Annotated in this window: 19 protein-coding genes; 15 read left to right on the forward strand and 4 right to left on the reverse strand. The window is 54.3% G+C overall.

Annotated elements, in window-relative coordinates:
- The first annotated feature begins 3 nt into the window (after nt 1–3).
- The 5 genes from dmsA to ACWKXT_RS00520 all read left to right on the forward strand — a co-directional run bounded on the left by dmsA (nt 4) and on the right by ACWKXT_RS00520 (nt 6,004).
- Entirely contained in the window at nt 4–2,448 is a 2,445-nt protein-coding gene (dmsA, locus tag ACWKXT_RS00500; RefSeq protein WP_454531409.1) for a dimethylsulfoxide reductase subunit A, read from the forward strand.
- 10 nt (nt 2,449–2,458) lie between these two features.
- Nucleotides 2,459–3,076, forward strand: coding sequence for a DMSO/selenate family reductase complex B subunit (locus ACWKXT_RS00505; protein WP_021240882.1), 618 nt, complete (start codon nt 2,459–2,461; stop codon nt 3,074–3,076).
- A 1-nt stretch (nt 3,077) separates the two neighbouring features.
- Nucleotides 3,078–3,941: a dimethyl sulfoxide reductase anchor subunit family protein gene (locus ACWKXT_RS00510; protein ID WP_454528947.1), complete on the forward strand. Its 864-nt coding sequence runs from the start codon at nt 3,078–3,080 to the stop codon at nt 3,939–3,941.
- Nucleotides 3,942–4,216: 275 nt separating this feature from the next.
- The gene (locus ACWKXT_RS00515) at nt 4,217–5,365 is read left to right on the forward strand and encodes an MFS transporter (RefSeq protein WP_045261768.1); all 1,149 of its coding nucleotides are present in this window, start codon (nt 4,217–4,219) and stop codon (nt 5,363–5,365) included.
- Between the two features lie 123 nt (nt 5,366–5,488).
- Nucleotides 5,489–6,004, forward strand: coding sequence for an anti-virulence regulator CigR family protein (locus ACWKXT_RS00520; protein ID WP_454531410.1), 516 nt, complete (start codon nt 5,489–5,491; stop codon nt 6,002–6,004).
- Nucleotides 6,005–6,040: 36 nt separating this feature from the next.
- Here the strand turns inward: ACWKXT_RS00520 and pflA are convergent, their stop codons facing one another.
- The 4 genes from pflA to ycaO all read right to left on the reverse strand — a co-directional run bounded on the left by pflA (nt 6,041) and on the right by ycaO (nt 12,344).
- On the reverse strand, nt 6,041–6,781 hold the full coding sequence (pflA, locus tag ACWKXT_RS00525; RefSeq protein WP_238460352.1) for a pyruvate formate lyase 1-activating protein: 741 nt from the start codon (nt 6,779–6,781) through the stop codon (nt 6,041–6,043).
- A gap of 203 nt (nt 6,782–6,984) precedes the next feature.
- Complete coding sequence (gene pflB, locus ACWKXT_RS00530; RefSeq protein ID WP_333016277.1) at nt 6,985–9,267, reverse strand: formate C-acetyltransferase; 2,283 nt, start codon at nt 9,265–9,267, stop codon at nt 6,985–6,987.
- A 51-nt stretch (nt 9,268–9,318) separates the two neighbouring features.
- Nucleotides 9,319–10,176, reverse strand: coding sequence for a formate transporter FocA (gene focA, locus ACWKXT_RS00535; protein WP_047362719.1), 858 nt, complete (start codon nt 10,174–10,176; stop codon nt 9,319–9,321).
- Nucleotides 10,177–10,583: 407 nt separating this feature from the next.
- Nucleotides 10,584–12,344: a 30S ribosomal protein S12 methylthiotransferase accessory factor YcaO gene (ycaO, locus tag ACWKXT_RS00540; protein WP_217479906.1), complete on the reverse strand. Its 1,761-nt coding sequence runs from the start codon at nt 12,342–12,344 to the stop codon at nt 10,584–10,586.
- 127 nt (nt 12,345–12,471) lie between these two features.
- Here ycaO and ACWKXT_RS00545 point away from each other — a divergent pair, with 127 nt between their 5' ends.
- From ACWKXT_RS00545 to ACWKXT_RS00590, 10 genes are all read left to right on the forward strand, one after another.
- Nucleotides 12,472–13,164 carry a DUF421 domain-containing protein gene (locus ACWKXT_RS00545; RefSeq protein WP_080327700.1) on the forward strand — a complete coding sequence of 231 codons (693 nt, stop codon included), beginning with the start codon at nt 12,472–12,474 and terminating at the stop codon, nt 13,162–13,164.
- A gap of 162 nt (nt 13,165–13,326) precedes the next feature.
- A complete protein-coding gene (gene serC / locus ACWKXT_RS00550) occupies nt 13,327–14,415 on the forward strand; it encodes a 3-phosphoserine/phosphohydroxythreonine transaminase (RefSeq protein WP_454531411.1) in 1,089 nt (362 codons plus the stop codon).
- 69 nt (nt 14,416–14,484) lie between these two features.
- Nucleotides 14,485–15,768 (forward strand): 3-phosphoshikimate 1-carboxyvinyltransferase, encoded by a 1,284-nt coding sequence (gene aroA, locus ACWKXT_RS00555; RefSeq protein WP_454531412.1) that lies wholly within the window; start codon nt 14,485–14,487, stop codon nt 15,766–15,768.
- Nucleotides 15,769–15,953: 185 nt separating this feature from the next.
- Nucleotides 15,954–16,637 (forward strand): (d)CMP kinase, encoded by a 684-nt coding sequence (gene cmk / locus ACWKXT_RS00560; RefSeq protein WP_080327697.1) that lies wholly within the window; start codon nt 15,954–15,956, stop codon nt 16,635–16,637.
- A gap of 111 nt (nt 16,638–16,748) precedes the next feature.
- Nucleotides 16,749–18,422: a 30S ribosomal protein S1 gene (gene rpsA, locus ACWKXT_RS00565; RefSeq protein ID WP_008499966.1), complete on the forward strand. Its 1,674-nt coding sequence runs from the start codon at nt 16,749–16,751 to the stop codon at nt 18,420–18,422.
- A 170-nt stretch (nt 18,423–18,592) separates the two neighbouring features.
- Nucleotides 18,593–18,880 (forward strand): integration host factor subunit beta, encoded by a 288-nt coding sequence (gene ihfB, locus ACWKXT_RS00570; protein ID WP_008499965.1) that lies wholly within the window; start codon nt 18,593–18,595, stop codon nt 18,878–18,880.
- 214 nt (nt 18,881–19,094) lie between these two features.
- Entirely contained in the window at nt 19,095–21,359 is a 2,265-nt protein-coding gene (locus ACWKXT_RS00575) for a ComEC family protein (RefSeq protein WP_454531413.1), read from the forward strand.
- Nucleotides 21,360–21,395: 36 nt separating this feature from the next.
- Nucleotides 21,396–23,144 (forward strand): lipid A ABC transporter ATP-binding protein/permease MsbA, encoded by a 1,749-nt coding sequence (gene msbA / locus ACWKXT_RS00580; protein WP_080327695.1) that lies wholly within the window; start codon nt 21,396–21,398, stop codon nt 23,142–23,144.
- The gene (gene lpxK, locus ACWKXT_RS00585; protein WP_454531414.1) at nt 23,141–24,118 is read left to right on the forward strand and encodes a tetraacyldisaccharide 4'-kinase; all 978 of its coding nucleotides are present in this window, start codon (nt 23,141–23,143) and stop codon (nt 24,116–24,118) included. The genes msbA and lpxK overlap by 4 nt, the downstream gene beginning before the upstream one ends.
- Before the next feature lie 44 nt (nt 24,119–24,162).
- A complete protein-coding gene (locus tag ACWKXT_RS00590; RefSeq protein ID WP_454531415.1) occupies nt 24,163–25,392 on the forward strand; it encodes a winged helix-turn-helix domain-containing protein in 1,230 nt (409 codons plus the stop codon).
- Nucleotides 25,393–25,409: the final 17 nt, after the last annotated feature.

The raw sequence follows: 25,409 nt of genomic DNA on the forward strand, positions 1-25,409 counted from the left end.
TCTATGAAAATCAAAGCGCCTGAAGCGTTAATGGCTGCCGAGGTCACTCGCCGTGGGTTGATGAAAACCACGGCAATAGGCGGCCTGGCTGTAGCCAGCAGCGCCTTCACGCTCCCTTTTACCCGGCTGGCGTCGGCGGCGGATGCACTATCCTCAGCCGCAGCCCCGGAAAATGTGGTGTGGAGTGCGTGTACCGTAAACTGCGGTAGCCGTTGTCCGCTGCGTATGCATGTGGTGGATGGCGAAATTAAATATGTCGAAACCGACAATACCGGGGATGATAACTACGAAGGGTTACACCAGGTTCGCGCCTGCCTGCGCGGTCGCTCCATGCGTCGCCGCGTCTATAACCCGGATCGTCTGAAATACCCAATGAAACGTGTCGGTAAACGTGGGGAAGGGAAGTTCGAGCGCATTAGCTGGGACGAGGCCTACGATATTATCGCCACCAACATGCAGCGCCTGATTAAAGAGTACGGCAACGAATCCATTTACCTGAACTATGGCACCGGGACGCTGGGCGGCACGCTGACCCGCTCCTGGCCACCGGGTAAAACGCTGGTGGCGCGTCTGATGAACTGCTGCGGCGGTTATCTCAACCACTACGGCGACTACTCTTCCGCACAGATTGCCGCCGGCCTGAACTATACCTACGGCGGCTGGGCCGACGGCAACAGCCCGTCCGATATCGAAAACAGTAAACTGGTCGTCCTGTTCGGTAATAACCCGGGCGAAACGCGCATGAGCGGCGGTGGAGTGACGTACTACCTCGAACAGGCCCGCGCCAAATCCAATGCCCGCATGATCATCATCGATCCGCGCTATACCGACACCGGTGCCGGACGTGAAGACGAGTGGATCCCCATCCGTCCGGGTACCGATGCGGCATTGGTGTCAGCGCTGGCATGGGTGATGATCACCGAAAACCTCGTCGATCAGCCTTTCCTGGATAAATACTGCGTCGGTTATGACGAGAAAACGCTGCCAGCCAGTGCCCCTGCCAATGGTCACTACAAGGCGTATATTCTCGGCCAGGGGAGCGACGGCGTAGCGAAAACGCCCGAGTGGGCATCCACCATCACTGGGATCCCTGTGGAGCGTATTGTCCAGCTGGCGCGTGAGATTGGCTCAGCCAAACCGGCCTACATCAGCCAGGGTTGGGGACCGCAGCGTCATGCGAATGGCGAAATCGCCACCCGCGCTATCTCCATGCTTTCTATCCTGACCGGTAACGTCGGCATTCACGGGGGTAACACCGGTGCGCGCGAAGGTTCTTATGAAGTGCCGTTTGAGCGTATGCCGACGCTGGATAACCCGGTTAAGACCAGCATCTCCATGTTTATGTGGACGGATGCGATTGAACGTGGCCCGGAAATGACCGCCCTGCGCGACGGCGTGCGCGGTAAGGACAAGCTGGACGTGCCGATCAAAATGATCTGGAACTATGCCGGTAACTGCCTCATCAACCAGCACTCTGAAATCAACCGCACCCATGAGATCCTGCAGGACGATAAGAAGTGCGAGATGATTGTGGTGATCGACTGCCACATGACCTCCTCGGCGAAATACGCCGATATTCTGCTGCCGGACTGCACCGCCTCTGAGCAGATGGACTTCGCGCTGGATGCTTCCTGCGGGAACATGTCCTACGTGATCTTTACCGACCAGGCCATCAAGCCGCGCTTCGAGTGCAAAACTATCTATGAGATGACCTCCGAGCTGGCGAAACGTCTTGGTGTTGAGCAGCAGTTTACCGAGGGACGCACGCAGGAAGGATGGATGCGTCATCTGCACGAGCTCTCTCGTAAAGCGATTCCTGACCTGCCGGACTTCGACACCTTCCGCAAGCAGGGCATGTACAAGCAGCGTGACCCGGAAGGGCATCACGTCGCGTACAAAGCGTTCCGTGAAGATCCGCAGGCGAATCCGCTGACCACGCCGTCGGGCAAAATCGAAATCTACTCCGAAGAGCTGGCAAAAATCGCGTCTACCTGGGAGCTGCCGGAAGGGGACGTTATCGATCCGCTGCCGATCTATACACCGGGGTTCGAAAACTACAACGATCCGCTGACGGCGAAATTCCCGCTACAGCTGACCGGTTTCCACTATAAGGCGCGCGTGCACTCCACCTACGGCAACGTTGACGTACTGAAGGCTGCCTGCCGCCAGGAGGTGTGGATCAACCCGATGGATGCCAAAGCACGTGGTATCAGCAATGGGGATCGCGTGCGTATCTTTAACGGTCGCGGCGAGGTGCACATTGAAGCCAAAGTGACACCGCGCATGATGCCTGGCGTAGTGGCGCTGGGGGAAGGTGCCTGGTACAGCCCGGATGCCAATCGCATCGACCAGGCAGGCAGTATTAACGTCCTGACCACGCAGCGTCCATCGCCGCTGGCGAAAGGCAACCCGTCTCACACAAACCTTGTCCAGGTTGAAAAGGTTTAAGGAGTAACCGATGACAACCCAGTATGGATTTTTCATTGATTCCAGCCGTTGCACCGGGTGCAAAACCTGCGAGCTGGCTTGTAAAGATTACAAAGATCTCACCCCGGACGTGAGCTTCCGCCGTATTTACGAATACGCCGGAGGCGACTGGCAGGAAGACAACGGCGTCTGGCATCAGAACGTTTTTGCCTATTACCTGTCGATTGCCTGCAACCACTGTGAAGATCCGGCCTGCACCAAGGTCTGTCCGAGCGGGGCGATGCACAAGCGTGAAGACGGTTTTGTGGTGGTGGACGAAGATGTCTGCATCGGCTGTCGCTACTGCCATATGGCGTGCCCGTATGGCGCACCGCAGTACAACGCCGCCAAAGGTCATATGACCAAATGCGACGGTTGCCACACCCGCGTGGCGGATGGCAAAAAGCCGATTTGCGTCGAGTCCTGCCCGCTGCGCGCACTGGATTTTGGGCCGATTGAAGAGCTGCGTCAAAAACACGGCCAGCTTGCCGCCGTGGCACCGCTGCCGTCTGCGCACTTCACCAAGCCGAGTATTGTGATTAAACCTAACGCCAACAGCCGTCCTACAGGTGACACCACCGGCTATCTGGCAAACCCGAAGGAGGTGTGAGATGGGAAGTGGATGGCATGAATGGCCGCTGATGATCTTCACGGTCTTTGGGCAGTGCGTAGTGGGCGGTTTCATTGTTCTGGCGCTGGCGCTGTTAAAAGGGAATCTCAATGCCGAACAGCAGCAGCGTTTAGTGTTGAGTATGTTTGGCCTGTGGGTGCTGATGGGGATTGGATTTATTGCCTCTACGCTGCATCTGGGCTCACCGATGCGCGCGTTTAACTCTCTGAACCGCGTAGGCGCATCGTCGCTCAGTAACGAAATTGCCAGCGGGGCAATCTTCTTTGCCGTCGGCGGGCTGGGCTGGTTGCTGGCTGCGCTGAAGAAATTGCCTGCGGGCCTGCGCAGCCTGTGGCTGATCGTGACGATGGTGCTGGGCGTGGTGTTCGTGTGGATGATGGTGCGCGTCTATAACACCATCGATACCGTTCCAACCTGGTACAGCATCTGGACGCCGATGAGCTTCTTCCTGACGATGTTTATCGGCGGGCCGCTGCTGGGCTACCTGCTGCTGCGCGTGGCGGGGGTAGATGGCTGGGCAATGCGTTTGCTGCCCGCTGTCTCGCTGCTGGCGCTGGTGGTGAGTGCGATGGTCGCCCTGATGCAGGGGGCCGAACTGGCAACCATTCACAGCTCTATCCAGCAGGCTTCTGCGCTGGTGCCGGACTACGGATCGCTGATGGCCTGGCGTGTGGTGTTGCTGGCAGCTGCGCTGGTGTGCTGGATTGCCCCTCAGCTTAAAGGTTATCAGCCTGCACTGCCGCTCCTGTCACTGGCTTTTGTGCTGGTGCTGGCTGGGGAGTTAATTGGTCGCGGTGTGTTTTACGGCCTGCATATGACGGTCGGTATGGCTATCGCCAGCTAATTTCATTTTTCGTTATAAAAAGCCGGGACATAGCGCCCGGCTTTTTCTTTTTTCATTCATGAAATTTTTCGACTGTCGTTTTGTTTTAATTTCGGCCATTAATAAATAAAAACATATACATAATTAATATCTATAGCAGGCGTTGCATTAGCAGGATAAGTTTTTTAAATCGACGGAGAGCATATTGTGCGAGCCGGCTAAATCAGTGGATTGACTTTGTTTTTGCCAGTGGCATGATGCGCACGAAATCTGAACTTCCTCACGGTTTTTAATCCATGACCACCTATACCCGGCCAGTGCTCCTGTTGCTCTGTGGCCTGCTTCTGTTGACCCTGGCGATCGCAGTGTTAAATACGCTCGTCCCGCTGTGGCTTGCCCATGAAAACTTACCGACCTGGCAGGTGGGTATGGTTAGCTCGTCCTTTTTTACCGGGAACCTGCTGGGCACATTATTAACCGGTAGCCTGATTAAGCGCTTTGGCTTTAATCGCAGTTATTACCTGGCCTCGCTGATTTTTGCTGCCGGATGCGCCGGTCTGGGTCTGATGGTGGGCTTCTGGAGCTGGATGGCGTGGCGTTTTATCGCCGGTGTCGGCTGCGCGATGATTTGGGTGGTGGTTGAAAGCGCGCTGATGTGCAGCGGCACGTCCCGTAACCGCGGACGCCTGCTGGCGGCCTATATGATGGTTTACTACGTCGGTACCGTGCTGGGACAACTGATGGTCAGCAAACTGCCAACCGACCTGATGAGCGTGCTGCCGTGGGTAACAGGCATGGTGCTGGCTGCGATCCTGCCGCTGCTCTTTACGCGCATTGTGAATCAGAACAGCGAACATCAGGAAGCGACCCACGTCTGGCCAATGCTGAGACTGCGCCAGGCGCGTCTGGGGGTTAACGGCTGCATTATCTCCGGGATTGTACTGGGCTCGCTCTATGGATTGATGCCGCTCTATCTGAACCATCAGGGCGTCAGCGATTCCGGGATTGGTTTCTGGATGGCAGTGATGGTGAGTGCGGGTATTGTTGGACAGTGGCCGATTGGCCGTCTGGCGGACCGTTTTGGTCGCCTGCTGGTGCTACGCGTTCAGGTCTTCGTGGTGATCATGGGATGCCTTGCAATGCTCAGCAATGCCGCGATGGCGCCCGCGCTGTTTATTCTGGGTGCCGCAGGATTCACGCTCTATCCGGTTGCGATGGCCTGGGCCTGCGAGAAAGTTGAACATCACCAGTTAGTGGCAATGAACCAGGCGCTGTTATTAAGCTATACCATCGGCAGTTTGCTGGGACCGACGTTTACCGCCATGCTCATGCAAAATTACTCCGATAATTTACTGTTTATCATGATCGCCAGCGTCTCATTTATTTATCTCCTGATGCTGCTGCGCAAAGCGGGCGAGCATCCCACGCCTGTGGCTCATGCCTGATGATAAAAAAGCCTGTCGATGACAGGCTTTTTTGTCCCTGTCACATATAAGACTTTTACTCATTGTTTGTTTTTCGCGCCTGGCGATAATTCAAATGAGTTCTACCACTAAAAGGCAGCAATCATGTCTACACGTCGTTTTTCCACTACCGCACTTGCCGTAGTGTTGTCTTTAACGTTTGCAACGGCTCCGGTCATGGCTAATCCTGGAAACGGGAATGGCGGTGGTCACGGAAACAGTGGCGGACAGGGTAATAGCGGCAATCATGGTAATTCCGGTAACCATGGTAATAAACAAAATAGCGGTCAGGATAACCCAGGAAAATCGGAAAAGAGCTTTAAAAACAGCAAAGATGTCGGTAATGACGTCGACGCTCGCGTGAGCTTTGATCATGCCCGTCATCTGGCACTGAATTATGGCTTAACAGGCTATGACTCTCTGCCTCCGGGGATTGCGAAAAACCTCGCACGCGGTAAACCGCTTCCTCCGGGCATTGCGAAGAAAACCGTGCCAGCCTCTATGCTGGGACAACTTCCTTCCTACCCGGGATATGAATGGCGCGTGGTCGGGGACGATCTGGTCTTAATTGCGCTGAGTACGGCGATTGTGACCTCCGTAATTAACGGCGTCTTTAAGTAGAATATAAAAAGGCCCGGTTTTTACCGGGCCTTCTCTTTAATACATGACCTTGTGGCCATACTGCTCAAGAATACCTTTCACGCGTTCCATGGTCTCTTTTTTCGGCGGCTTCACACCATCAAGCTTGTACTCTTCGCCCATTGCCACCCATTTATGTTTACCCAGCTCGTGATAGGGCAGAAGCTCAATTTTCTCGACGTTGCCCATGTCGCGGGTAAATTCACCCAGGCGGTGCGCGGAGTCGTCATCATCTGACCAGCCGGGAACAACAACGTAGCGGATCCAGGTTTTAATGCCCTTGTCGGCAATGTATTTGGCAAATTCCAGCGTGCGGTGGTTTGAAACACCAACGAGGTTCTGGTGGATCTCATCGTTCATCTGTTTGAGATCGAGCATCACCAGATCGGTCACGTCGAGCAGTTCATCAATAACCGGATCGTAGCGGCGCACAAAGCCGTTGGTGTCGAGGCAGGTATGAATACCTTCTTTGCGGCAGGCGCGGAACCAGTCGCGGACAAACTCAGCCTGCAGGATGGCTTCACCGCCGGATGCCGTCACGCCACCGCCGGATGCGTTCATAAAGTGGCGATAGGTCACCACCTCTTTCATCAGATCTTCAACGGTAACTTCTTTACCGCCATGGGTATCCCAGGTGTCGCGGTTATGGCAGTACAGGCAGCGCATCAGGCAGCCCTGGAAAAAGGTAATAAAGCGGATACCTGGGCCATCGACGGTGCCACAGGATTCAAAGGAGTGAATGCGACCAATAATTGACATTGCGGTGATATCTCCGAATTTGGCCCATCCAGGGGCCTATGTAGGTGCACAGCTCAAAGGCTATGTCGAGTCTGTTTTGGCTGTTATCCATAGAGTATAGATAGCGGACAAAAGAGACTGAGGTGGAGAGGGTGCTAAAAAGGCCCCACTGACGTGGAGCCTTTATTGTACGCTTTTTAACGCGTGATTTCAGTCAATTCCACTTACATGGACTGAGTGAAAGTACGGGTGATAACGTCCTGCTGCTGTTCTTTCGTCAGGGAGTTAAAACGTACTGCGTAGCCAGATACGCGGATGGTCAGCTGAGGATATTTCTCAGGGTGTTCCATTGCGTCGAGCAGCATTTCACGGTTCATCACGTTCACGTTCAGGTGTTGACCACCTTCGATGGACGCTTCGTGGTGGAAGTAACCATCCATCAGACCCGCGAGGTTAGTTTTACGCACTTCGTCGTCTTTACCCAGCGCGTTTGGCACGATAGAGAAGGTGTAAGAGATACCATCTTTCGCGTAAGCAAACGGCAGTTTTGCAACGGAGGTCAGAGAGGCAACAGCACCTTTCTGGTCACGACCGTGCATTGGGTTAGCACCTGGGCCGAATGGCGCGCCAGCACGACGACCATCTGGGGTGTTACCGGTTTTCTTACCATACACAACGTTAGAGGTGATGGTCAGAACAGACTGAGTCGGGATAGCGTTACGATAGGTAGTGAGTTTCTGAATTTTCTTCATGAAACGTTCTACCAGGTCAACCGCCATGTCATCAACGCGAGCGTCGTTGTTACCAAACTGCGGATATTCGCCTTCGATTTCGAAGTCTACGGCCAGGCCGTCTTCGTCACGAATTGGTTTAACTTTCGCGTATTTGATTGCAGACAGGGAGTCAGCCGCAACGGACAAACCTGCGATACCACACGCCATGGTGCGAACCACGTCACGGTCGTGCAGCGCCATCAGAGAGGCTTCGTAGCTGTACTTGTCGTGCATGTAGTGGATAACGTTCAGCGCGGTCACGTACTGCTTAGCCAGCCAGTCCATGAAGTGATCCATGCGCTCCATGACTTCGTCATAGTTCAGCACGTCGCCTTTAATTGGCTCAGACTTAGGACCAACCTGCATTTTCAGTTTTTCATCAACGCCGCCGTTGATAGCGTACAGCATGGTTTTCGCCAGGTTAGCACGCGCACCGAAGAACTGCATTTGTTTACCAACAACCATTGGGCTTACGCAGCAAGCGATAGCGTAGTCATCGTTGTTGAAGTCAGGACGCATCAGGTCATCGTTCTCGTACTGCAGAGAAGAGGTGTCGATGGACACTTTAGCGGCGAATTTCTTGAAGTTCAGAGGCAGTTTTTCAGACCACAGAACGGTGATGTTCGGCTCCGGAGAAGGACCCATGGTGTACAGGGTGTTCAGGAAGCGGAAGCTGTTTTTGGTGACCAGCGTACGGCCGTCAACGCCCATACCACCGATAGATTCTGTTGCCCAGATTGGGTCACCAGAGAACAGCTCATCATATTCTGGGGTACGCAGGAAGCGAACCATACGCAGTTTCATGACCAGGTGGTCAATCATTTCCTGAGCGTCTTGCTCGGTGATTTTGCCTGCTTTCAGGTCACGTTCGATGTACGCATCCAGGAAGGTGGATACGCGACCGAAGGACATTGCTGCACCGTTCTGAGACTTAACCGCAGCCAGGTAGCCGAAGTAGGTCCACTGGATAGCTTCCTGAGCGTTGGTAGCAGGGCCAGAGATGTCGCAGCCATATTTAGCTGCCATTTCTTTGATCTGACCCAGCGCGCGGTGCTGTTCAGCGATCTCTTCACGCAGACGGATAGTCGCTTCCAGGTTTACGCCGTTTTCCAGGTCGGACTGCAGGGAAACGAACTGCGCGTATTTGTCTTTCATCAGGAAGTCGATACCGTACAGCGCAACGCGACGGTAGTCACCAATGATACGGCCACGGCCATACGCATCCGGCAGACCAGTCAGAACGCCAGATTTACGGCAGTTCAGAATGTCTTTGGTATAAACATCGAATACACCCTGGTTATGGGTTTTGCGGTATTCGGTGAAGATTTTTTTCAGCATTGGGTCCAGCTCGCGGTTATACGCTTTGCAGGAACCTTCAACCATTTTGATACCACCGAACGGGATGATTGCGCGTTTCAGTGGTGCTTCAGTCTGCAGACCAACGATTTTCTCAAGGGCTTTGTTGATGTAGCCAGCATCGTGAGAAGTGATGGTGGATGCAACGGAGGTGTCAAAATCAACTGGCGCATGAGTGCGGTTTTCCAGTTTAACGCCTTCCATTACGCTGTCCCACAGCTTGGTGGTTGCGTCAGTTGCACCAGCCAGGAAGGATTCGTCACCTTCATACGGGGTATAGTTTTTCTGAATGAAGTCACGGACGTTGACTTCATTCTGCCAGTCACCTTTCGCAAAACCTTCCCAGGCTGTGGCTAACTTTTCATTAAGCTCGGACATGTAACACCTACCTTCTTAAGTGGATTTTTTATTTACTGCCTGAGACAACCATTAATGATGGTCGCCGCCACGCAGGTAAATGACCCAGTATGTCAACCCAACTAACAGACCCCCACCGATAATGTTCCCGATAGTGACGGGGATCAGGTTATCAGTAATGAAATTCATAATAGTCAGGTGAGAGAAACTTTCCGGGGATGAACCAACTGCGGTCCAGAACTCCGGGCTTGCAAAGTTGCGGATAACAATCCCCATCGGGATCATGAACATATTCGCAATACTGTGCTCGAAGCCGCTGGCAACAAACATCGCAACCGGCAGAACCATAATCATGGCTTTATCCATCAGGCTACGACCAGAGTAGCTCATCCAGACCGCCAGGCAGACCATCAGGTTTGCGAGGATGCCGAGAGCAACGGCTTCGATAAATGTATGGTGCATTTTGTGGTCAGCAGTTTGCAGGACATTAAGCCCCCAGCCACCGTTGGCGGTCATATACTCGCCAGAGAGCCACATCAACAGAACAAAGAGCAGACAGCCAATCAGGTTACCAACGTAGACGTTAAGCCAGTTGCGCGCCAGTTGACCCCAGGTAATTCTTCCGCTGGCTTTCGCCACAACAATCAGCACCGTTGAGGTGAAGAGGTCGGCGCCGCAAATGACGCAGAGAATCAGACCCAGTGAGAAGCAAATGCCGCCAATCAGTTTGGCTATGCCGAAAGGCATTCCGGCAGTACCGGTGGTGGCGGTGATGTAGAAGACGAAAGCGATAGAGATGAACACACCGGCCGTGATCGCCAGATAGAACGTCTTCATCGGGTGTTTCGTTGCTTTATAGACACCCGCTTCTTCGGCAACTTTTGCCATCGCGGCGGGGAGTAAAAGATCAAAAGGGTTGTCAGCTTTCACACTAACTCTCTCTTTATTAAGTCGGCGACGAGATACTAACAAAGCATTATAGAAGAGAAATTGATATAGATCATATCTCGCCTGGCTTATAGGCCCGCAGTATGTATGGTTTTACAACAAATGCGGAGTAAGTATTTGATTATCCGTATAAAAATAAATTTTAAAAGTTATGAAAAGAGTTGAATTTTTTCCTTCGGCCCCCTTCGAAACAGTTAATTAATATGGAGTATTTAAAATAAAAAGTAACAATAAAGCCCGGCTAAATATTATTATATTTACCCATATTTAACTTTATTATTACAATCAACAATCATTGTCGAAAAAATAAAAAAAAAGGGGCAATGAAATTGCCCCGTAATATAGCCCAGACGATTGAATACGCCTACAGCCGTTAATGTTATATGCGCTTATTTTGACCAGTAAGCGGCTTTCGCCTTCTGCAATTTCTCATAGGCGTTAAGCAGAGACTGATGAGCCGGGAAGGCCTTCAGGTCGCTATCAACCGCCTGCAGACCGTAGAACGGCTCTTCACCGCTCAGCGCCGCGCTGGCGGCTTCAACCGCTTCTGCACCGTACATGCGCACGAAGGCGTTCAGATACTGCAATGGCTCGCGATCGTCTTCCTGCGCAAGCAGCAGCAGGGTTTGCAGGCAGCGATAGTAGTTGGTGCGCTCCGCAGAGAAGACCGACTGGTTAAACTCCATGGTCCATTCGGTCCAGGCCAGGGCCTGATCCAGATCGCCGCCCGCGAGGGCCAGCATCGCTTTCAGCTCACCGATACGCAGCGTGTACCAGCCGTTGTCCTTACCGGTCGCCAGACCCAGCAGTTCGCGCACGCGGGTGAAGTCATCGTGGCCTTCATCGTCCAGCTGGGCGATCAGGTTGAGATAATCTTCTTTTTCCCACTCGCTGCCCGGCAGGGAGAGTAGAGTCTCACGCAGGTGCGCGCCCATGCTGTTATTTGCGAGCCACAGATCTTCCGCCGGGTAGATATCGGACATGCCAGGTACGATGATACGGCATGCGTAAACGCCCAGGTGTTCGTAGTCGGCAATGTAGACTTCCTGATCTTCGGCGTTGAAGATCGCCATCAGCGTCGCGAACTCTTCTTCTGTGGTGCCGGCAAAGCTCCAGTCCACGAACGGATAGTCCGCGTCCTGTTTGAACATATCCCAGGAGATCAAACCGCTGGAGTCGATGAAGTGGGTTTCGAGGTTGGTGTGCTCGGCCACCTCTTCATCGTCAAACGTTGGCGGAGTGAATACGTCGAGATCTTTCAGGCTACGGCCCTGCAGCAGCTCGGTCACGGTACGTTCCAGCGCCACGCCGAAGTCAGGATGCGCGCCGAAGGAGGCGAAACAGGTGCCGTTCGTCGGGTTAAACAGCACGACGCAGATCACCGGATATTTACCCCCCAGCGAGCCGTCATACGCAAAGATTGGGAAACCTTCCGCTTCCAGTTTCGCGATGGATTCCACCACGCCCGGGTAACGCGCCAGCACGTCCGCCGGGATCTCCGGCAGGCTGATGGATTCAGCGATGATGCGGTTTTTAATATGGCGTTCGAACACTTCAGACAGACCCTGTACGCGCGCTTCATTACGGGTATTACCCGCGGACATGCCGTTGGATACATACAGGTTGCCGACGATATTCATCGGAATATACACGGTTTGCTCGTCAGACTGACGGGTGAACGGCAGGGCGCAGATCCCACGCTCTTCATTGCCAGACTGGAGATCGATCAGCATGCTGGCAGTCAGTTCGTTTTCCGGATCGTAGAACGCGCGCAGACGGGCGTCCAGAATGCCTTCCGGCAGTTCGTCGTCTTCGGGAAGCGGGAACCATTTTTCGTTCGGATAGTGAACGAACGGGCCGTTGGCGATGGTTTCGCCCAGCCAGAAATCGGCGAAGAAATAGTTGGTGGACAGACGCTCAAAATACTCACCCAGCGCAGAAGCCAGCGCCGCTTTTTTGGTTGCGCCTTTACCGTTGGTAAAGCACAGCGCGCAGTCTTTGTCGCGAATATGCACGGACCAGACGTGAGGCACCGGGTTCAGCCAGGAGGCTTCTTCGATGTTAAAGCCCAGGTCGGTCAGTTTCTGCTGGAAGCGAGCGATGGAATCTTCCAGAGCGGCGTCTTTGCCGGGGATAAACGTTTGAGTCATGGCGTTCACTTTTATCGTACGTAAAGCGCGCAATGATACGGGTTTTGCGTGACGGGTGCTATCTCCGGCGAAAATAAATGGCTGGGCTATGCTTAGTAGCAGTAACTGACTGTTAAGGCATACAAAAATGAAAGCATTTGATCTCCAGCGGATGGCGTTTGATAAAGTTCCACCTGAATTTCTGGGCGAAGTGGCGCTGCGCAGCCTGTACACTTTCGTGCTCGTCTTCCTGTTTCTCAAAATTACCGGCCGTCGCGGCGTTCGGCAGATGTCACTGTTTGAGGTGCTGATCATTCTGACGCTGGGCTCGGCCGCAGGGGACGTCGCCTTTTATGACGATGTGCCGATGGTGCCGGTGTTTATCGTTTTTGTTTCCCTCGCCTTGCTCTACCGTCTGGTCATGTGGCTGATGTCAAAAAGCGAAAAGCTGGAGGATCTTCTGGAAGGGAAGCCGGTTGTAATTGTGAAAGACGGGCAGCTGGCATGGGAAAATGTGCAAAGCGCCAATATGACCGAGTTTGAGTTCTTTATGGAGCTGCGTTTGAATAGCGTTGAACAGCTCGGGCAGGTGCGGCTGGCGATCATGGAAACCAATGGGCAAATCAGCGTCTACTACTATGCTGACGACGACGTTAAGCCCGGCCTGTGTATCCTGCCGGATATGTTAGTAGAACGGTTCAGGGTGGTACCTGAAACCGGGGAGTATGCATGTATAAAATGTAGTCATGTGGTGGGGATGCATGCGGGCGATCATCAATTATGCCCGCGTTGTGCAAATCCGGAATGGACAAAGGTTAGCCGGGCTAAACGCCTCGTCTGACAGCGATTTTGTCGGTTTTGTCACGACGAGGCGGCAGATTGTATTGTGTGACGAAGGGCACATTTCCCCGGTCATAAGTTTTAGACATTGCGGCGCGTGTCACTGAATGATAAAACCGATATCCACAGTTATATCTTATGGCTTTTAGCGTGGTGAGGGGAAATGGCTCAAGTCTTTAATTTCAGTTCAGGTCCGGCAATGTTACCGGCAGACGTGCTCAAACAGGCTCAACAGGAGCTGTGTGACTGGAACGGTCTGGGTACGTCGGTGATGGAAATCAGCCACCGGGGTAAAGAGTTTATTCAGGTGGCGGAAGAGGCAGAAAAGGATTTTCGCGATCTGCTGAACATTCCCTCGAACTACAAAGTTTTGTTCTGCCACGGCGGTGGACGCGGCCAGTTTGCGGGCATCCCACTGAATCTGCTGGGTGACAAAACCACCGCTGATTACGTTGATGCGGGCTACTGGGCGGCCAGTGCGGTCAAAGAAGCGCACAAATACTGCACGCCGAATGTGATCGATGCCAAAGTGACCGTTGACGGTCTGCGTGGCGTGAAGCCGATGAGCGAGTGGCAACTTTCCCATGATGCGGCTTATCTGCACTACTGCCCGAATGAAACCATCGACGGCATCGCCATTCATGAAGAGCCAAACTTTGGGGATAACGTGGTTGTTACCGCGGACTTCTCTTCGACCATCCTTTCCATGCCGTTGGATGTGAGCCGTTATGGCGTGATCTATGCGGGCGCACAGAAAAACATCGGTCCTGCGGGTCTGACTATCGTTATCGTGCGTGAAGACCTGCTGGGGAAAGCCCATAAGTCTTGCCCGTCAATTCTGGATTACACCGTCCTGAACGACAACGATTCCATGTTCAACACCCCACCGACGTTTGCCTGGTACCTCTCCGGCCTGGTCTTCAAATGGCTGAAGCAAAACGGCGGCGTGGCGCAGATGGACAAAGTTAATCAGCAAAAAGCCGAACTGCTGTACGGCGTCATCGACAAGAGCGATTTCTACCGTAACGATGTGGCGAAAGCGAACCGTTCCCGCATGAACGTGCCGTTCCAGCTGGCGGACAGCAACCTGGATAAGGTGTTCCTGGAAGAGTCCTTCGCGGCAGGCCTGCATGCGTTGAAAGGTCACCGCGTCGTTGGCGGCATGCGTGCCTCCATTTATAACGCGATGCCGCTGGAAGGCGTTAAAGCCCTGACGGATTTCATGATCGACTTCGAACGTCGTCACGGTTAATGTGCTGTTTTTCACCCCCGCAGCGTCCCTGCGGGGTTTTTATTATGTTGAGTTGAGAGTTTAGTTTTCATGGAATCCCTGACGTTACAACCTATCGCGCGGGTAGATGGCACCATCAATCTGCCTGGTTCAAAAAGTGTCTCGAACCGCGCTCTGCTGCTGGCAGCTCTGGCAAACGGCACCACCGTCCTCACTAATCTGCTGGACAGCGATGACGTGCGCCATATGCTCAATGCACTGAAAGCGTTGGGCGTTCAGTACGCGCTGTCTGACGATCGTACCCGTTGTGAAGTCACCGGTAACGGCGGCGCGTTACATTCTGCTGAAGCGCTGGAGCTTTTCCTGGGTAACGCCGGTACCGCGATGCGTCCTCTGGCCGCTGCGCTGTGTCTGGGGAGTAACGATATTGTGCTGACCGGTGAGCCGCGAATGAAAGAGCGTCCGATCGGCCATCTGGTGGATGCCCTGCGTCAGGGCGGCGCGCAGATTGATTATCTTGAGCAGGAAAATTACCCGCCCCTGCGTCTGCGCGGGGGATTCACTGGCGGTAATGTTGAGGTTGACGGTAGCGTTTCCAGCCAGTTCCTGACGGCACTGCTGATGACCGCACCGCTGGCACCACAGGACACCGTCATCAGCATTAAAGGCGACCTGGTTTCTAAGCCGTACATTGATATCACCCTGCACCTGATGAACACCTTTGGTGTTGAGGTGGAAAACCAGTCTTATCAGCGTTTCGTGGTGCGCGGAGCGCAGCAGTATCAGTCCCCGGGCCACTACCTGGTTGAAGGCGATGCTTCATCCGCCTCCTATTTCCTTGCCGCAGGCGCGATTAAAGGCGGTACGGTTAAAGTGACGGGCATTGGCCGCAATAGCGTGCAGGGCGATATCCGTTTTGCTGACGTGCTGGAAAAAATGGGAGCGGTAGTTACCTGGGGGGATGATTTCATCGCCTGTACGCACGGCGAGCTGAACGCCATTGATATGGACATGAACCATATCCCGGATGCGGCAATGACCATTGCAACAGCGGCGCTGTTTGCCAAAGGCACCACCACGCTGCGTAATATCTACAACTGGCGCGTAAAAGAGACGGACCGCCTGTTCGCGATGGCGACCGAGCTGCGTAAGGTCGGTGCAGAGGTGGAAGAGGGCGAAGACTACATTCGCGTGACCCCGCCGGCAAAACTGCAGTTTGCGGAAATCGGCACCTATAACGATCACCGTATGGCGATGTGCTTCTCGCTGGTGGCGCTGTCCGACACGCCTGTGACCATTCTTGACCCGAAATGTACGGCGAAAACCTTCCCGGACTACTTCGAGCAGCTGGCGCGCATTAGCACCCTGGCATAATGGATACTTGCCGCATCACCCGATGCGGCATTTCCTTACGCTTCCTGACGATCTTTCCCGCTCATTTCTTCTACACTCTGCTTCAATCATTCCGTAATTTGCACGCAAAGGTAACAGTTGCGCACGTTGACGCGTATAATGCGCGGCGTTCATGTAAACGGTATGCCTTGTTTAAGGAGAAAAAGATGACGGCAGTTGCCCCGGTAATCACCATTGATGGGCCGAGTGGTGCAGGGAAAGGTACTCTGTGCAAAGCGATGGCGGAAGCATTGCAATGGCATCTTTTAGATTCGGGAGCAATCTATCGCGTGCTGGCTCTGGCTGCGCTGCACCATCATGTGGATGTGGCGTCTGAAGAGGCGCTGGTACCGCTGGCTGCGCATCTGGATGTGCGTTTTGTTTCCACCGATGGCAACCTGGAAGTGATCCTGGAAGGGGAAGACGTGAGCGGCGAAATCCGCACCCAGGACGTAGCGAATGCGGCATCGCAGGTGGCGGCTTTCCCACGCGTACGCGAGGCGCTGTTACGCCGCCAGCGTGCGTTCCGTGAGGCGCCGGGCCTGATTGCTGACGGGCGCGATATGGGAACGGTGGTCTTCCCTGATGCGCCAGTAAAAATCTTCCTTGACGCCTCTTCTGAAGAGCGTGCCCAGCGCCGCATGCTTCAGTTGCAGGAAAAGGGGTTTAGTGTTAACTTTGATCGCCTTTTATCCGAGATAAAAGAGCGCGATGACCGCGATCGTAACCGCGCCGTCGCACCACTTGTTCCTGCAGAAGATGCATTAGTTCTGGATTCAACCAGTTTAACTATTGAGCAAGTGATTGAAAAAGCGCTACAATATGCGCGCCAAAAACTGGCACTCGCGTAATCGCGACCGATTTAGCAGTACCCCCGCTGCAATGGATTGACGGCGGGTATGTGAAACAACCCCATCCGGCACGGAGCCAGGTGGACGTTAATATTAACCTGAAGATTAAACATGACTGAATCTTTTGCTCAACTGTTTGAAGAATCCTTAAAAGAAATCGAAACCCGTCCGGGTTCCATCGTTCGTGGTGTTGTTGTTGCTATCGACAAAGACGTAGTACTGGTTGACGCCGGTCTGAAATCTGAGTCCGCCATTCCGGCTGAGCAGTTCAAAAACGCCCAGGGCGAGCTGGAAATCCAGGTTGGTGACGAAGTTGACGTTGCTCTGGACGCAGTAGAAGACGGCTTCGGCGAAACCCTGCTGTCTCGTGAGAAAGCTAAACGTCACGAAGCATGGATCACGCTGGAGAAAGCTTACGAAGAAGCTGAAACTGTGGTCGGTGTTATCAACGGCAAAGTTAAAGGTGGCTTCACTGTTGAGCTGAATGGTATTCGTGCGTTCCTGCCAGGTTCACTGGTAGACGTTCGTCCAGTCCGTGACACCCTGCACCTCGAAGGCAAAGAGCTTGAGTTCAAAGTAATCAAGCTGGACCAGAAGCGTAACAACGTTGTTGTTTCCCGTCGTGCCGTTATCGAATCCGAAAACAGCGCAGAACGCGATCAGCTGCTGGAAAACCTGCAGGAAGGCATGGAAGTCAAAGGTATCGTTAAGAACCTCACTGACTACGGCGCATTCGTTGACCTGGGCGGCGTTGATGGCCTGCTGCACATCACCGACATGGCGTGGAAACGCGTTAAGCACCCAAGCGAAATCGTGAACGTGGGCGACGAAATCACTGTTAAAGTGCTGAAGTTCGACCGCGAGCGTACTCGTGTATCCCTCGGCCTGAAACAGCTGGGCGAAGATCCATGGGTAGCTATCGCTAAGCGTTACCCAGAAGGTACTAAACTGACTGGTCGCGTAACCAACCTGACCGACTACGGCTGCTTCGTTGAAATCGAAGAAGGCGTTGAAGGCCTGGTGCACGTTTCCGAAATGGACTGGACCAACAAAAACATCCACCCATCCAAAGTTGTTAACGTTGGTGATGTAGTGGAAGTGATGGTTCTGGATATCGACGAAGAACGTCGTCGTATCTCCCTGGGCCTGAAGCAGTGCAAAAACAACCCATGGCAGCAGTTCGCGGAAACCCACAACAAGGGCGACCGTGTTGAAGGTAAAATCAAGTCTATTACTGACTTCGGTATCTTCATCGGCCTGGACGGCGGCATCGATGGCCTGGTTCACCTGTCTGACATCTCCTGGAACGTTGCAGGCGAAGAAGCAGTTCGTGAATACAAAAAAGGCGACGAAATCGCAGCGGTTGTTCTGCAGGTTGACGCAGAGCGTGAGCGTATCTCCCTGGGCGTTAAACAGCTCGCAGAAGATCCGTTCAACAACTGGGTTGCACTGAACAAGAAAGGCGCAATCGTAAACGGTAAAGTGACTGCAGTTGACGCTAAAGGCGCAACCGTAGAACTGGCTGACGGCGTTGAAGGCTACCTGCGCGCTTCTGAAGCTTCACGTGACCGCGTTGAAGATGCGACTCTGGTTCTGAACGTAGGCGACGACGTTGAAGCTAAGTTCACCGGTGTTGACCGTAAGAACCGTGCAATCAGCCTGTCTGTTCGTGCTAAAGACGAAGCTGATGAGAAAGATGCAATCGCAACTGTTAACAAACAGGAAGATGCAAACTTCTCTAACAACGCAATGGCTGAAGCTTTCAAAGCAGCTAAAGGCGAGTAATATCAGGTTCTCAGCATCATTTGAGCTGTAACGCATTTACAGCGCGAAGGATGAGGAGCAAACTTGACAGATTGCAGGATTCGTCCTGTAATCAATAACAAAGGGCGGCTACGGCCGCCCTTGTTTAATGAGCTGTTAAGCTAATTGGTTTGAAAGGAACCGGAGGAATCATGACCAAGTCAGAATTGATTGAAAGACTTGCCAGTCAGCAACCGCATATCCCTGCCAAGGCAGTGGAAGATGCCGTAAAAGAGATGCTGGAGCATATGGCCTCCACTCTTGCCCAGGGCGAGCGCATTGAAATCCGCGGTTTCGGTAGTTTTTCTCTGCACTATCGTGCTCCACGTACCGGGCGTAACCCGAAAACTGGCGATAAAGTCGAGCTGGAAGGTAAGTACGTTCCACACTTTAAGCCGGGTAAAGAACTGCGCGATCGCGCCAATATTTACGGTAACTGAGTTTAGCCAGCGGGTTAAACTGGGTTCGAAAGAAAGCACCTGCGGGTGCTTTTTTTGTCTCCGTCGCTTTCATTCTGAAGGTGTCTCGCATTTTCAGTTGCGATTGCTGCAACGCGCTAAAAACCTTGCAGCGCTTGCTGTAGATTGCATTTTTCACACCTGACACCCCGCTCGACCTGCCCGCATACTGCCACCCTGAAACAGGGAGGTAGCAATGGGAATTCCCGCTTTAGGTATATGCGCCATTCTGGCAATAGCCCCGTTACTTTGGTTACCTGAACTGCCATCGCGCTATACCGTGTGGATAATGATAGCTGGTGGGGGCGTGCTGGCCGCACGGCAAAGCAATCGACTGAAGTATACAGGCATCACGCTGTTATTTTGTGTGTGGGGTGTTCTGGCCGCGAAGGAGAGCGTCTGGCCGATGCAGCATTTAACCACCGGTGCTGTGCAGGCTGAGGTAGAGATCACCGCCACCGATGGCGCAACTCAGCATCAGGGAAACATTCTCCGCGTCGATGGTCAACGCTGGTGGGGCTCTACTGGCGTTACGCTGTATGGCAATTATCTGCCGCAGGAAGCGTGTCCCGGTCAGCGCTGGGCGATGACGCTCAGGCTCAGGCCTGCACATGGCGAACTGAATGACGGAGGGTATGATCCACAGCGCAGCGCTATTGCCCGCCATCAAACGCTGAGCGGGCGCTTCACCCATGCGGAACTCGTCGACGGGCGCTGCAGCCTGCGCGCACAATATCTGACGTCGCTGCAAAACCGACTTTCCGCTTATCGCTGGAGCGCGGTTATTCTCGGGCTGGGGATGGGGGAGCGTCTGAATGTATCCCGGGAAGTAAAAGACCTGATGCGTGAAACCGGCACGCTGCATTTGATGGCGATTTCGGGACTGCATATCGCGCTGGCGGCCTCCATCGTCTGGTTGCTTGCCCGTGGGATCCAGTTTTTATTACCCTGCCACCGGGTTAACTGGCGCATGCCTCTGCTGGCTGGGGTATTCTTTGCCGCTTTCTACGCCTGGCTGACCGGATTGCAACCTCCTGCGCTCCGAACGGTGATTGCCCTCGCTGTACTGGCGGCGCTGCGGATCGGCGCCAGGCAATGGTCTCCCTGGCAGGTATGGATCTGCTGTGTCGCGGCGATCCTGGTAAGCGATCCCTTAGCCATACTTTCGCAGAGTCTTCTTCTGTCTGCATTTGCCGTCGCCGCGCTGATTTTCTGGTTTCAGTGGTTGCCTCTTCCCCACTGGCAGTGGGCTCGCCGGATACGTCCGCTGCTGAACCTGATCTATCTGCAGGCTGGCATGTTACTCCTTCTCATGCCGCTACAGGTTCTGATTTTCCATGGCTTCAGTATTTCCTCTCTGGTCGCCAATCTCTTTGCCGTTCCGCTGGTGACGTTTGTCTGCGTTCCGCTGATTTTGCTCGGCATGCTGCTCCATCTGCTGCCACTGACGGGGCTGGAAAGCGCCATCTGGTATGCAGCCGATACGTCACTTTCGGGGCTATTCTGGCTGCTGATGCGCCTGCCTGACGGCTGGCAGGGTATTGATCAACGCTGGCAGTACATGACGTTACTGCCCTGGCTTATCCTCATCGGCTGGCGTCTCCGCGCCTGGAAAACTGTTCCTGCCGTTTGTCTGGCTGGCAGTGTCTTACTGGCATTCCCACTCTGGCGAACGGTGAAAAACGACGCCTGGACGCTGCATATGCTGGACGTGGGGCAGGGGCTGGCAATGGTCATTGAACGGCAGGGAAAAGCCATTCTTTATGATACTGGGCTTGCCTGGCCGGGCGGGGATAGTGCGCAGCGGTTAATTATTCCGTGGCTGCGCTGGCATCACCTGAGGCCGGAAGGCGTTATTCTCAGCCATGAGCATCTCGATCACGCGGGAGGTCTCGCATCGCTGCAAAAAGCGTGGCCTGAAATGTGGGTGAGAAGCCCGTTGCGCGTGGCGGAACATCGTCCCTGTTTTCGCGGGCAAAAATGGCGTTGGCAGGGGTTAACCTTCACCGTTCACTGGCCTCCTGAGAATTATCCTGCTCGGGGAAATAACCGTTCCTGTGTGGTAAAAATTGACGACGGTGAGCAAAGTGTTCTGCTGACGGGAGACATTGAAGCGCAAGCAGAACAGGCTATGCTTAGCCATTACTGGCAGCATCTGACGGCCACCCTCATACAGGTACCTCATCACGGCAGCAATACCTCTTCGTCATTGCCGCTGGTGCAGCGGGTGGAGGGAGAGATCGCTCTGGATTCTGCGGCTCGCTATAACGCATGGCGATTTCCGTCGGCTAAAGTGGTCCGGCGCTATCGAAAAGAAGGGTATATCTGGCACGATACCCCCCATGCCGGACAAATATCGGTGACATTCTCGCAACATCACTGGCAAATCCGGCGCGTGCGGGAGCAATTTTTACCGCCCTGGTATCATCAGTGGTTTGGCGCGCCCGTAGATAACGGGTAGAATATGCGGCTATTTCAACAAATGCTGGTTTTTTGAATGCATAACGACAAAGATCTCTCCACGTGGCAAACCTTCCGCCGACTCTGGCCGATGATTGCACCCTTTAAAGCAGGCTTGATCGTGGCGGGTGTAGCGTTAATCCTCAACGCAGCCAGCGATACTTTTATGTTATCGCTCCTCAAACCGTTACTGGACGACGGTTTTGGTAAAACGGATCGCTCAGTGTTGCTATGGATGCCTCTGGTGGTTATCGGTCTGATGATCTTACGCGGTATCACCAGCTATATCTCCAGCTACTGCATCTCCTGGGTTTCAGGGAAAGTGGTTATGACCATGCGCCGTCGTCTGTTCAGCCACATGATGGGTATGCCGGTCTCGTTCTTTGACAAGCAGTCTACCGGGACGCTGCTGTCTCGTATTACCTATGACTCAGAGCAGGTAGCCTCCTCGTCCTCAAGCGCACTGATTACCGTTGTGCGTGAGGGCGCGTCGATCATCGGCCTGTTCGCGATGATGTTCTACTACAGCTGGCAGCTGTCGATCATCCTTATCGTTCTGGCACCGATAGTTTCTATTGCTATCCGCGTCGTCTCAAAGCGCTTCCGCAATATCAGTAAGAATATGCAGAACACCATGGGGCAGGTGACGACCAGCGCAGAGCAGATGCTGAAAGGGCATAAAGAAGTGCTGATCTTCGGTGGCCAGGAAGTTGAAACCAAACGCTTTGATAAGGTCAGCAATAAAATGCGTCTGCAGGGGATGAAAATGGTCTCGGCCTCTTCCATCTCTGACCCGATCATTCAGCTGATTGCATCCCTGGCGCTGGCGTTCGTTCTCTATGCTGCAAGCTTCCCAAGCGTGATGGAGACGCTGACGGCGGGTACCATCACCGTGGTCTTCTCCTCGATGATTGCCCTGATGCGTCCGCTGAAATCACTGACCAACGTGAACGCCCAGTTCCAGCGCGGGATGGCCGCCTGTCAGACGCTGTTCAGCATTCTGGATTCCGAACAGGAAAAAGACGAAGGTACACGCGAGATTGAGCGTGCCCGTGGCGACGTAGAGTTCCGCAACGTGACCTTCACCTATCCTGGCCGTGAAATCCCCGCGCTGCGTAATATCAACCTGTCTATTCCGGCGGGTAAAACCGTTGCGCTGGTGGGCCGTTCCGGCTCCGGTAAGTCGACCATTGCCAGCCTGATCACCCGTTTCTATGATATTAACGAAGGTGAGATCCTGCTGGATGGTCACGACCTGCGGGAGTACACCCTGCAGTCGCTGCGTAACCAGGTGGCGCTGGTTTCTCAGAACGTACATCTGTTCAACGATACGGTCGCCAACAACATTGCTTATGCGCGCACTGACGAGTACAGCCGTGAGCAGATTGAGAACGCCGCGCGTATGGCGTATGCAATGGACTTTATCAACAAGATGGATAACGGTCTGGATACGATCATCGGTGAAAACGGGGTACTGCTCTCCGGTGGTCAACGCCAGCGTATCGCCATTGCGCGCGCGCTGCTGCGCGATAGCCCGATTTTAATCCTGGACGAAGCAACCTCTGCGCTGGATACGGAATCTGAACGTGCCATTCAGTCGGCGCTGGATGAGCTGCAAAAGAACCGTACCTCCCTGGTGATTGCGCACCGCCTGTCCACTATCGAGCAGGCAGATGAGATCGTTGTGGTTGAGGACGGCATCATTGTTGAACGCGGAAGCCATGCCGATCTGCTGGAACACCGCGGCGTTTATGCCCAGCTTCACAAAATGCAGTTCGGCGAATGATTGCACGCATCTGGTCCGGTGAATCTCCGCTGTGGCTGCTGCTTTTGCCGCTCTCCTGGCTGTACGGCCTGGTGAGCGGCTGCATTCGTTTGCTTTACCGTCTGGGGCTCAGGCGTGCCTGGCGCGCGCCGGTTCCGGTAGTCGTGGTGGGTAACCTCACTGCGGGTGGCAACGGCAAAACGCCGGTGGTGATCTGGCTGGTGGAGCAACTGCAAAAGCGCGGTATCCGCCCCGGCGTGGTGTCGCGTGGTTACGGTGGTAAAGCGGCGCATTATCCATTGCTGCTCACGGCGGAAACCTCGACCGCCGAAGCCGGTGATGAACCGGTATTGATTTTCCAGCGTACCGGCGCGCCGGTTGCCGTCTCACCGGTGCGCAGCGATGCCGTTCAGGCACTGCTTGCCGAACACGCGGTGCAAATCATTATCACTGACGATGGTCTGCAGCATTACGCCCTGGCGCGTGATAAAGAGATTGTGGTCATCGATGGCATTCGCCGTTTCGGGAACGGCTGGTGGTTGCCCGCCGGCCCCATGCGCGAACGTGCTTCGCGTCTGAAATCTGTTGATGCGGTGATTGTTAACGGCGGTGAGGCAAAAGCGGGTGAAATCCCCATGCGCCTGCAGCCGGGTCTGGCGATCAACCTGGTGACGGGGGAACGCCGGTCGGTTGCTGAGCTGCCTTCACTGGTGGCGATGGCGGGGATTGGTCATCCGCCGCGCTTCTTCGCGACGCTGGAGCAATGTGGTGCCCGGCTTGAAAAACGCGTTCCGCTGGCTGACCATCAGGCGCTGGTGGCAGGGCAGGTAGACGCCCTGACCGCATCCGGGCAGTCGCTGATCATGACCGAAAAAGATGCGGTTAAATGCCGTGCCTTTGCGAAAGATAACTGGTGGTATCTGCCGGTTGACGCTGAACTCAGCGGCGAACAGCCGGAACAATTGCTCAAGGAACTGATTGCGTTGGTGCAGTAGAGGCTTACGCGGTTCTGGTGGCGCTTTGACTGACAGGAAAACGCATGTCTTTACCGCAACTCTCGCTTTCAGCCGCACGTAATTTACATCTTGCCGCGCAGGGGCTGCTCAAAAAGCCCCGCCGCCGCGCGCAGCCTGCCGATATCCTCTCTACCGTCCAGCGCATGTCGCTGCTTCAAATCGACACCATTAACATAGTGGCCCGTAGCCCTTATCTGGTGCTCTTTAGCCGTCTGGGAAGTTATCCCTCACAGTGGCTGGATGAGGCGCTCTGCAAAGGGGAGCTTATGGAGTACTGGGCGCACGAAGCCTGCTTCCTGCCCCGCAGCGATTTTGCCCTGGTCCGCCACCGTATGCTTGCACCGGAAAAGATGGGCTGGAAATACCGGCAAGCGTGGATGGAGGAACATGAGGCCGAAATAGAGCAGCTTATCAGCCATATTCGGGAAAACGGCCCCGTTCGCTCCGCCGATTTTGAACATCCGCGCAAAGGCACAAGCGGCTGGTGGGAATGGAAGCCGCACAAGCGTCATCTTGAAGGGTTGTTCACGTCAGGCAAAGTCATGGTGATTGAGCGGCGTAATTTTCAGCGCGTCTACGACCTGACGCATCGCGTGATGCCCCACTGGGACGACGAGCGGGATCTGCTTACCCAGGAGGCGGCCGAGGCCATCATGCTGGAAAACAGCGCCCGCAGCCTGGGCATTTTCCGTCCACAATGGCTGGCAGACTATTATCGCCTCCGTCAGCCTGCGCTGAAGCCTCTGCTGGAGGTGTGGCAGCGCGAACAGCGAGTTATTCCCGTTATGGTGGAAACGCTGGGAGAAATGTGGCTGCATGCGGATCTTCTCCCTCTGCTGCCCGAGGCTCTGGAGGGCAAACTCCGGGCGACCCACAGCGCAGTATTGTCACCTTTCGATCCGGTCGTCTGGGACAGAAAACGCGCTGAGCAGCTGTTCGATTTTAGCTACCGGCTGGAATGTTATACCCCGGCGCCAAAGCGGCAGTACGGCTACTTTGTCTTACCGCTGCTGCACAAGGGGCAACTGGTCGGGCGCATGGACGCCAAAATGCATCGCAAGACCGGCACGCTGGAAATCATTGCGCTTTATCTGGAAGAGGGCGTCAGGGTGACGGCGAGCCTGGAAAAAGGGTTGACGTCCGCCATGAGCGAGTTCGCGCGCTGGCAAGGGGCTCGCGACGTGACGCTTGGCCGGGTACCTGACGGACTGTTTACAACCTGTCGAAGTGGCTGGGAAACAGGCACGCCCTGAAAAGGGAATGTGTTAAG

This window comes from Enterobacter sp. UPMP701 (assembly GCF_053709515.1).

Coding starts and splice junctions, on each gene's coding strand:
- ihfB (WP_008499965.1), top strand. CDS start 18,593: ATGACCAAGTCAGAATTGATTGAAAGACTTGCCAGTCAGCAACCGCAT.
- ycaO (WP_217479906.1), bottom strand. CDS start 12,344: ATGACTCAAACGTTTATCCCCGGCAAAGACGCCGCTCTGGAAGATTCC.
- msbA (WP_080327695.1), top strand. CDS start 21,396: ATGCATAACGACAAAGATCTCTCCACGTGGCAAACCTTCCGCCGACTC.
- ACWKXT_RS00545 (WP_080327700.1), top strand. CDS start 12,472: ATGAAAGCATTTGATCTCCAGCGGATGGCGTTTGATAAAGTTCCACCT.
- pflB (WP_333016277.1), bottom strand. CDS start 9,267: ATGTCCGAGCTTAATGAAAAGTTAGCCACAGCCTGGGAAGGTTTTGCG.
- ACWKXT_RS00575 (WP_454531413.1), top strand. CDS start 19,095: ATGGGAATTCCCGCTTTAGGTATATGCGCCATTCTGGCAATAGCCCCG.
- lpxK (WP_454531414.1), top strand. CDS start 23,141: ATGATTGCACGCATCTGGTCCGGTGAATCTCCGCTGTGGCTGCTGCTT.
- cmk (WP_080327697.1), top strand. CDS start 15,954: ATGACGGCAGTTGCCCCGGTAATCACCATTGATGGGCCGAGTGGTGCA.
- ACWKXT_RS00590 (WP_454531415.1), top strand. CDS start 24,163: ATGTCTTTACCGCAACTCTCGCTTTCAGCCGCACGTAATTTACATCTT.
- rpsA (WP_008499966.1), top strand. CDS start 16,749: ATGACTGAATCTTTTGCTCAACTGTTTGAAGAATCCTTAAAAGAAATC.
- pflA (WP_238460352.1), bottom strand. CDS start 6,781: ATGTCAATTATTGGTCGCATTCACTCCTTTGAATCCTGTGGCACCGTC.
- serC (WP_454531411.1), top strand. CDS start 13,327: ATGGCTCAAGTCTTTAATTTCAGTTCAGGTCCGGCAATGTTACCGGCA.
- aroA (WP_454531412.1), top strand. CDS start 14,485: ATGGAATCCCTGACGTTACAACCTATCGCGCGGGTAGATGGCACCATC.
- dmsA (WP_454531409.1), top strand. CDS start 4: ATGAAAATCAAAGCGCCTGAAGCGTTAATGGCTGCCGAGGTCACTCGC.
- ACWKXT_RS00520 (WP_454531410.1), top strand. CDS start 5,489: ATGTCTACACGTCGTTTTTCCACTACCGCACTTGCCGTAGTGTTGTCT.
- ACWKXT_RS00515 (WP_045261768.1), top strand. CDS start 4,217: ATGACCACCTATACCCGGCCAGTGCTCCTGTTGCTCTGTGGCCTGCTT.
- ACWKXT_RS00510 (WP_454528947.1), top strand. CDS start 3,078: ATGGGAAGTGGATGGCATGAATGGCCGCTGATGATCTTCACGGTCTTT.
- ACWKXT_RS00505 (WP_021240882.1), top strand. CDS start 2,459: ATGACAACCCAGTATGGATTTTTCATTGATTCCAGCCGTTGCACCGGG.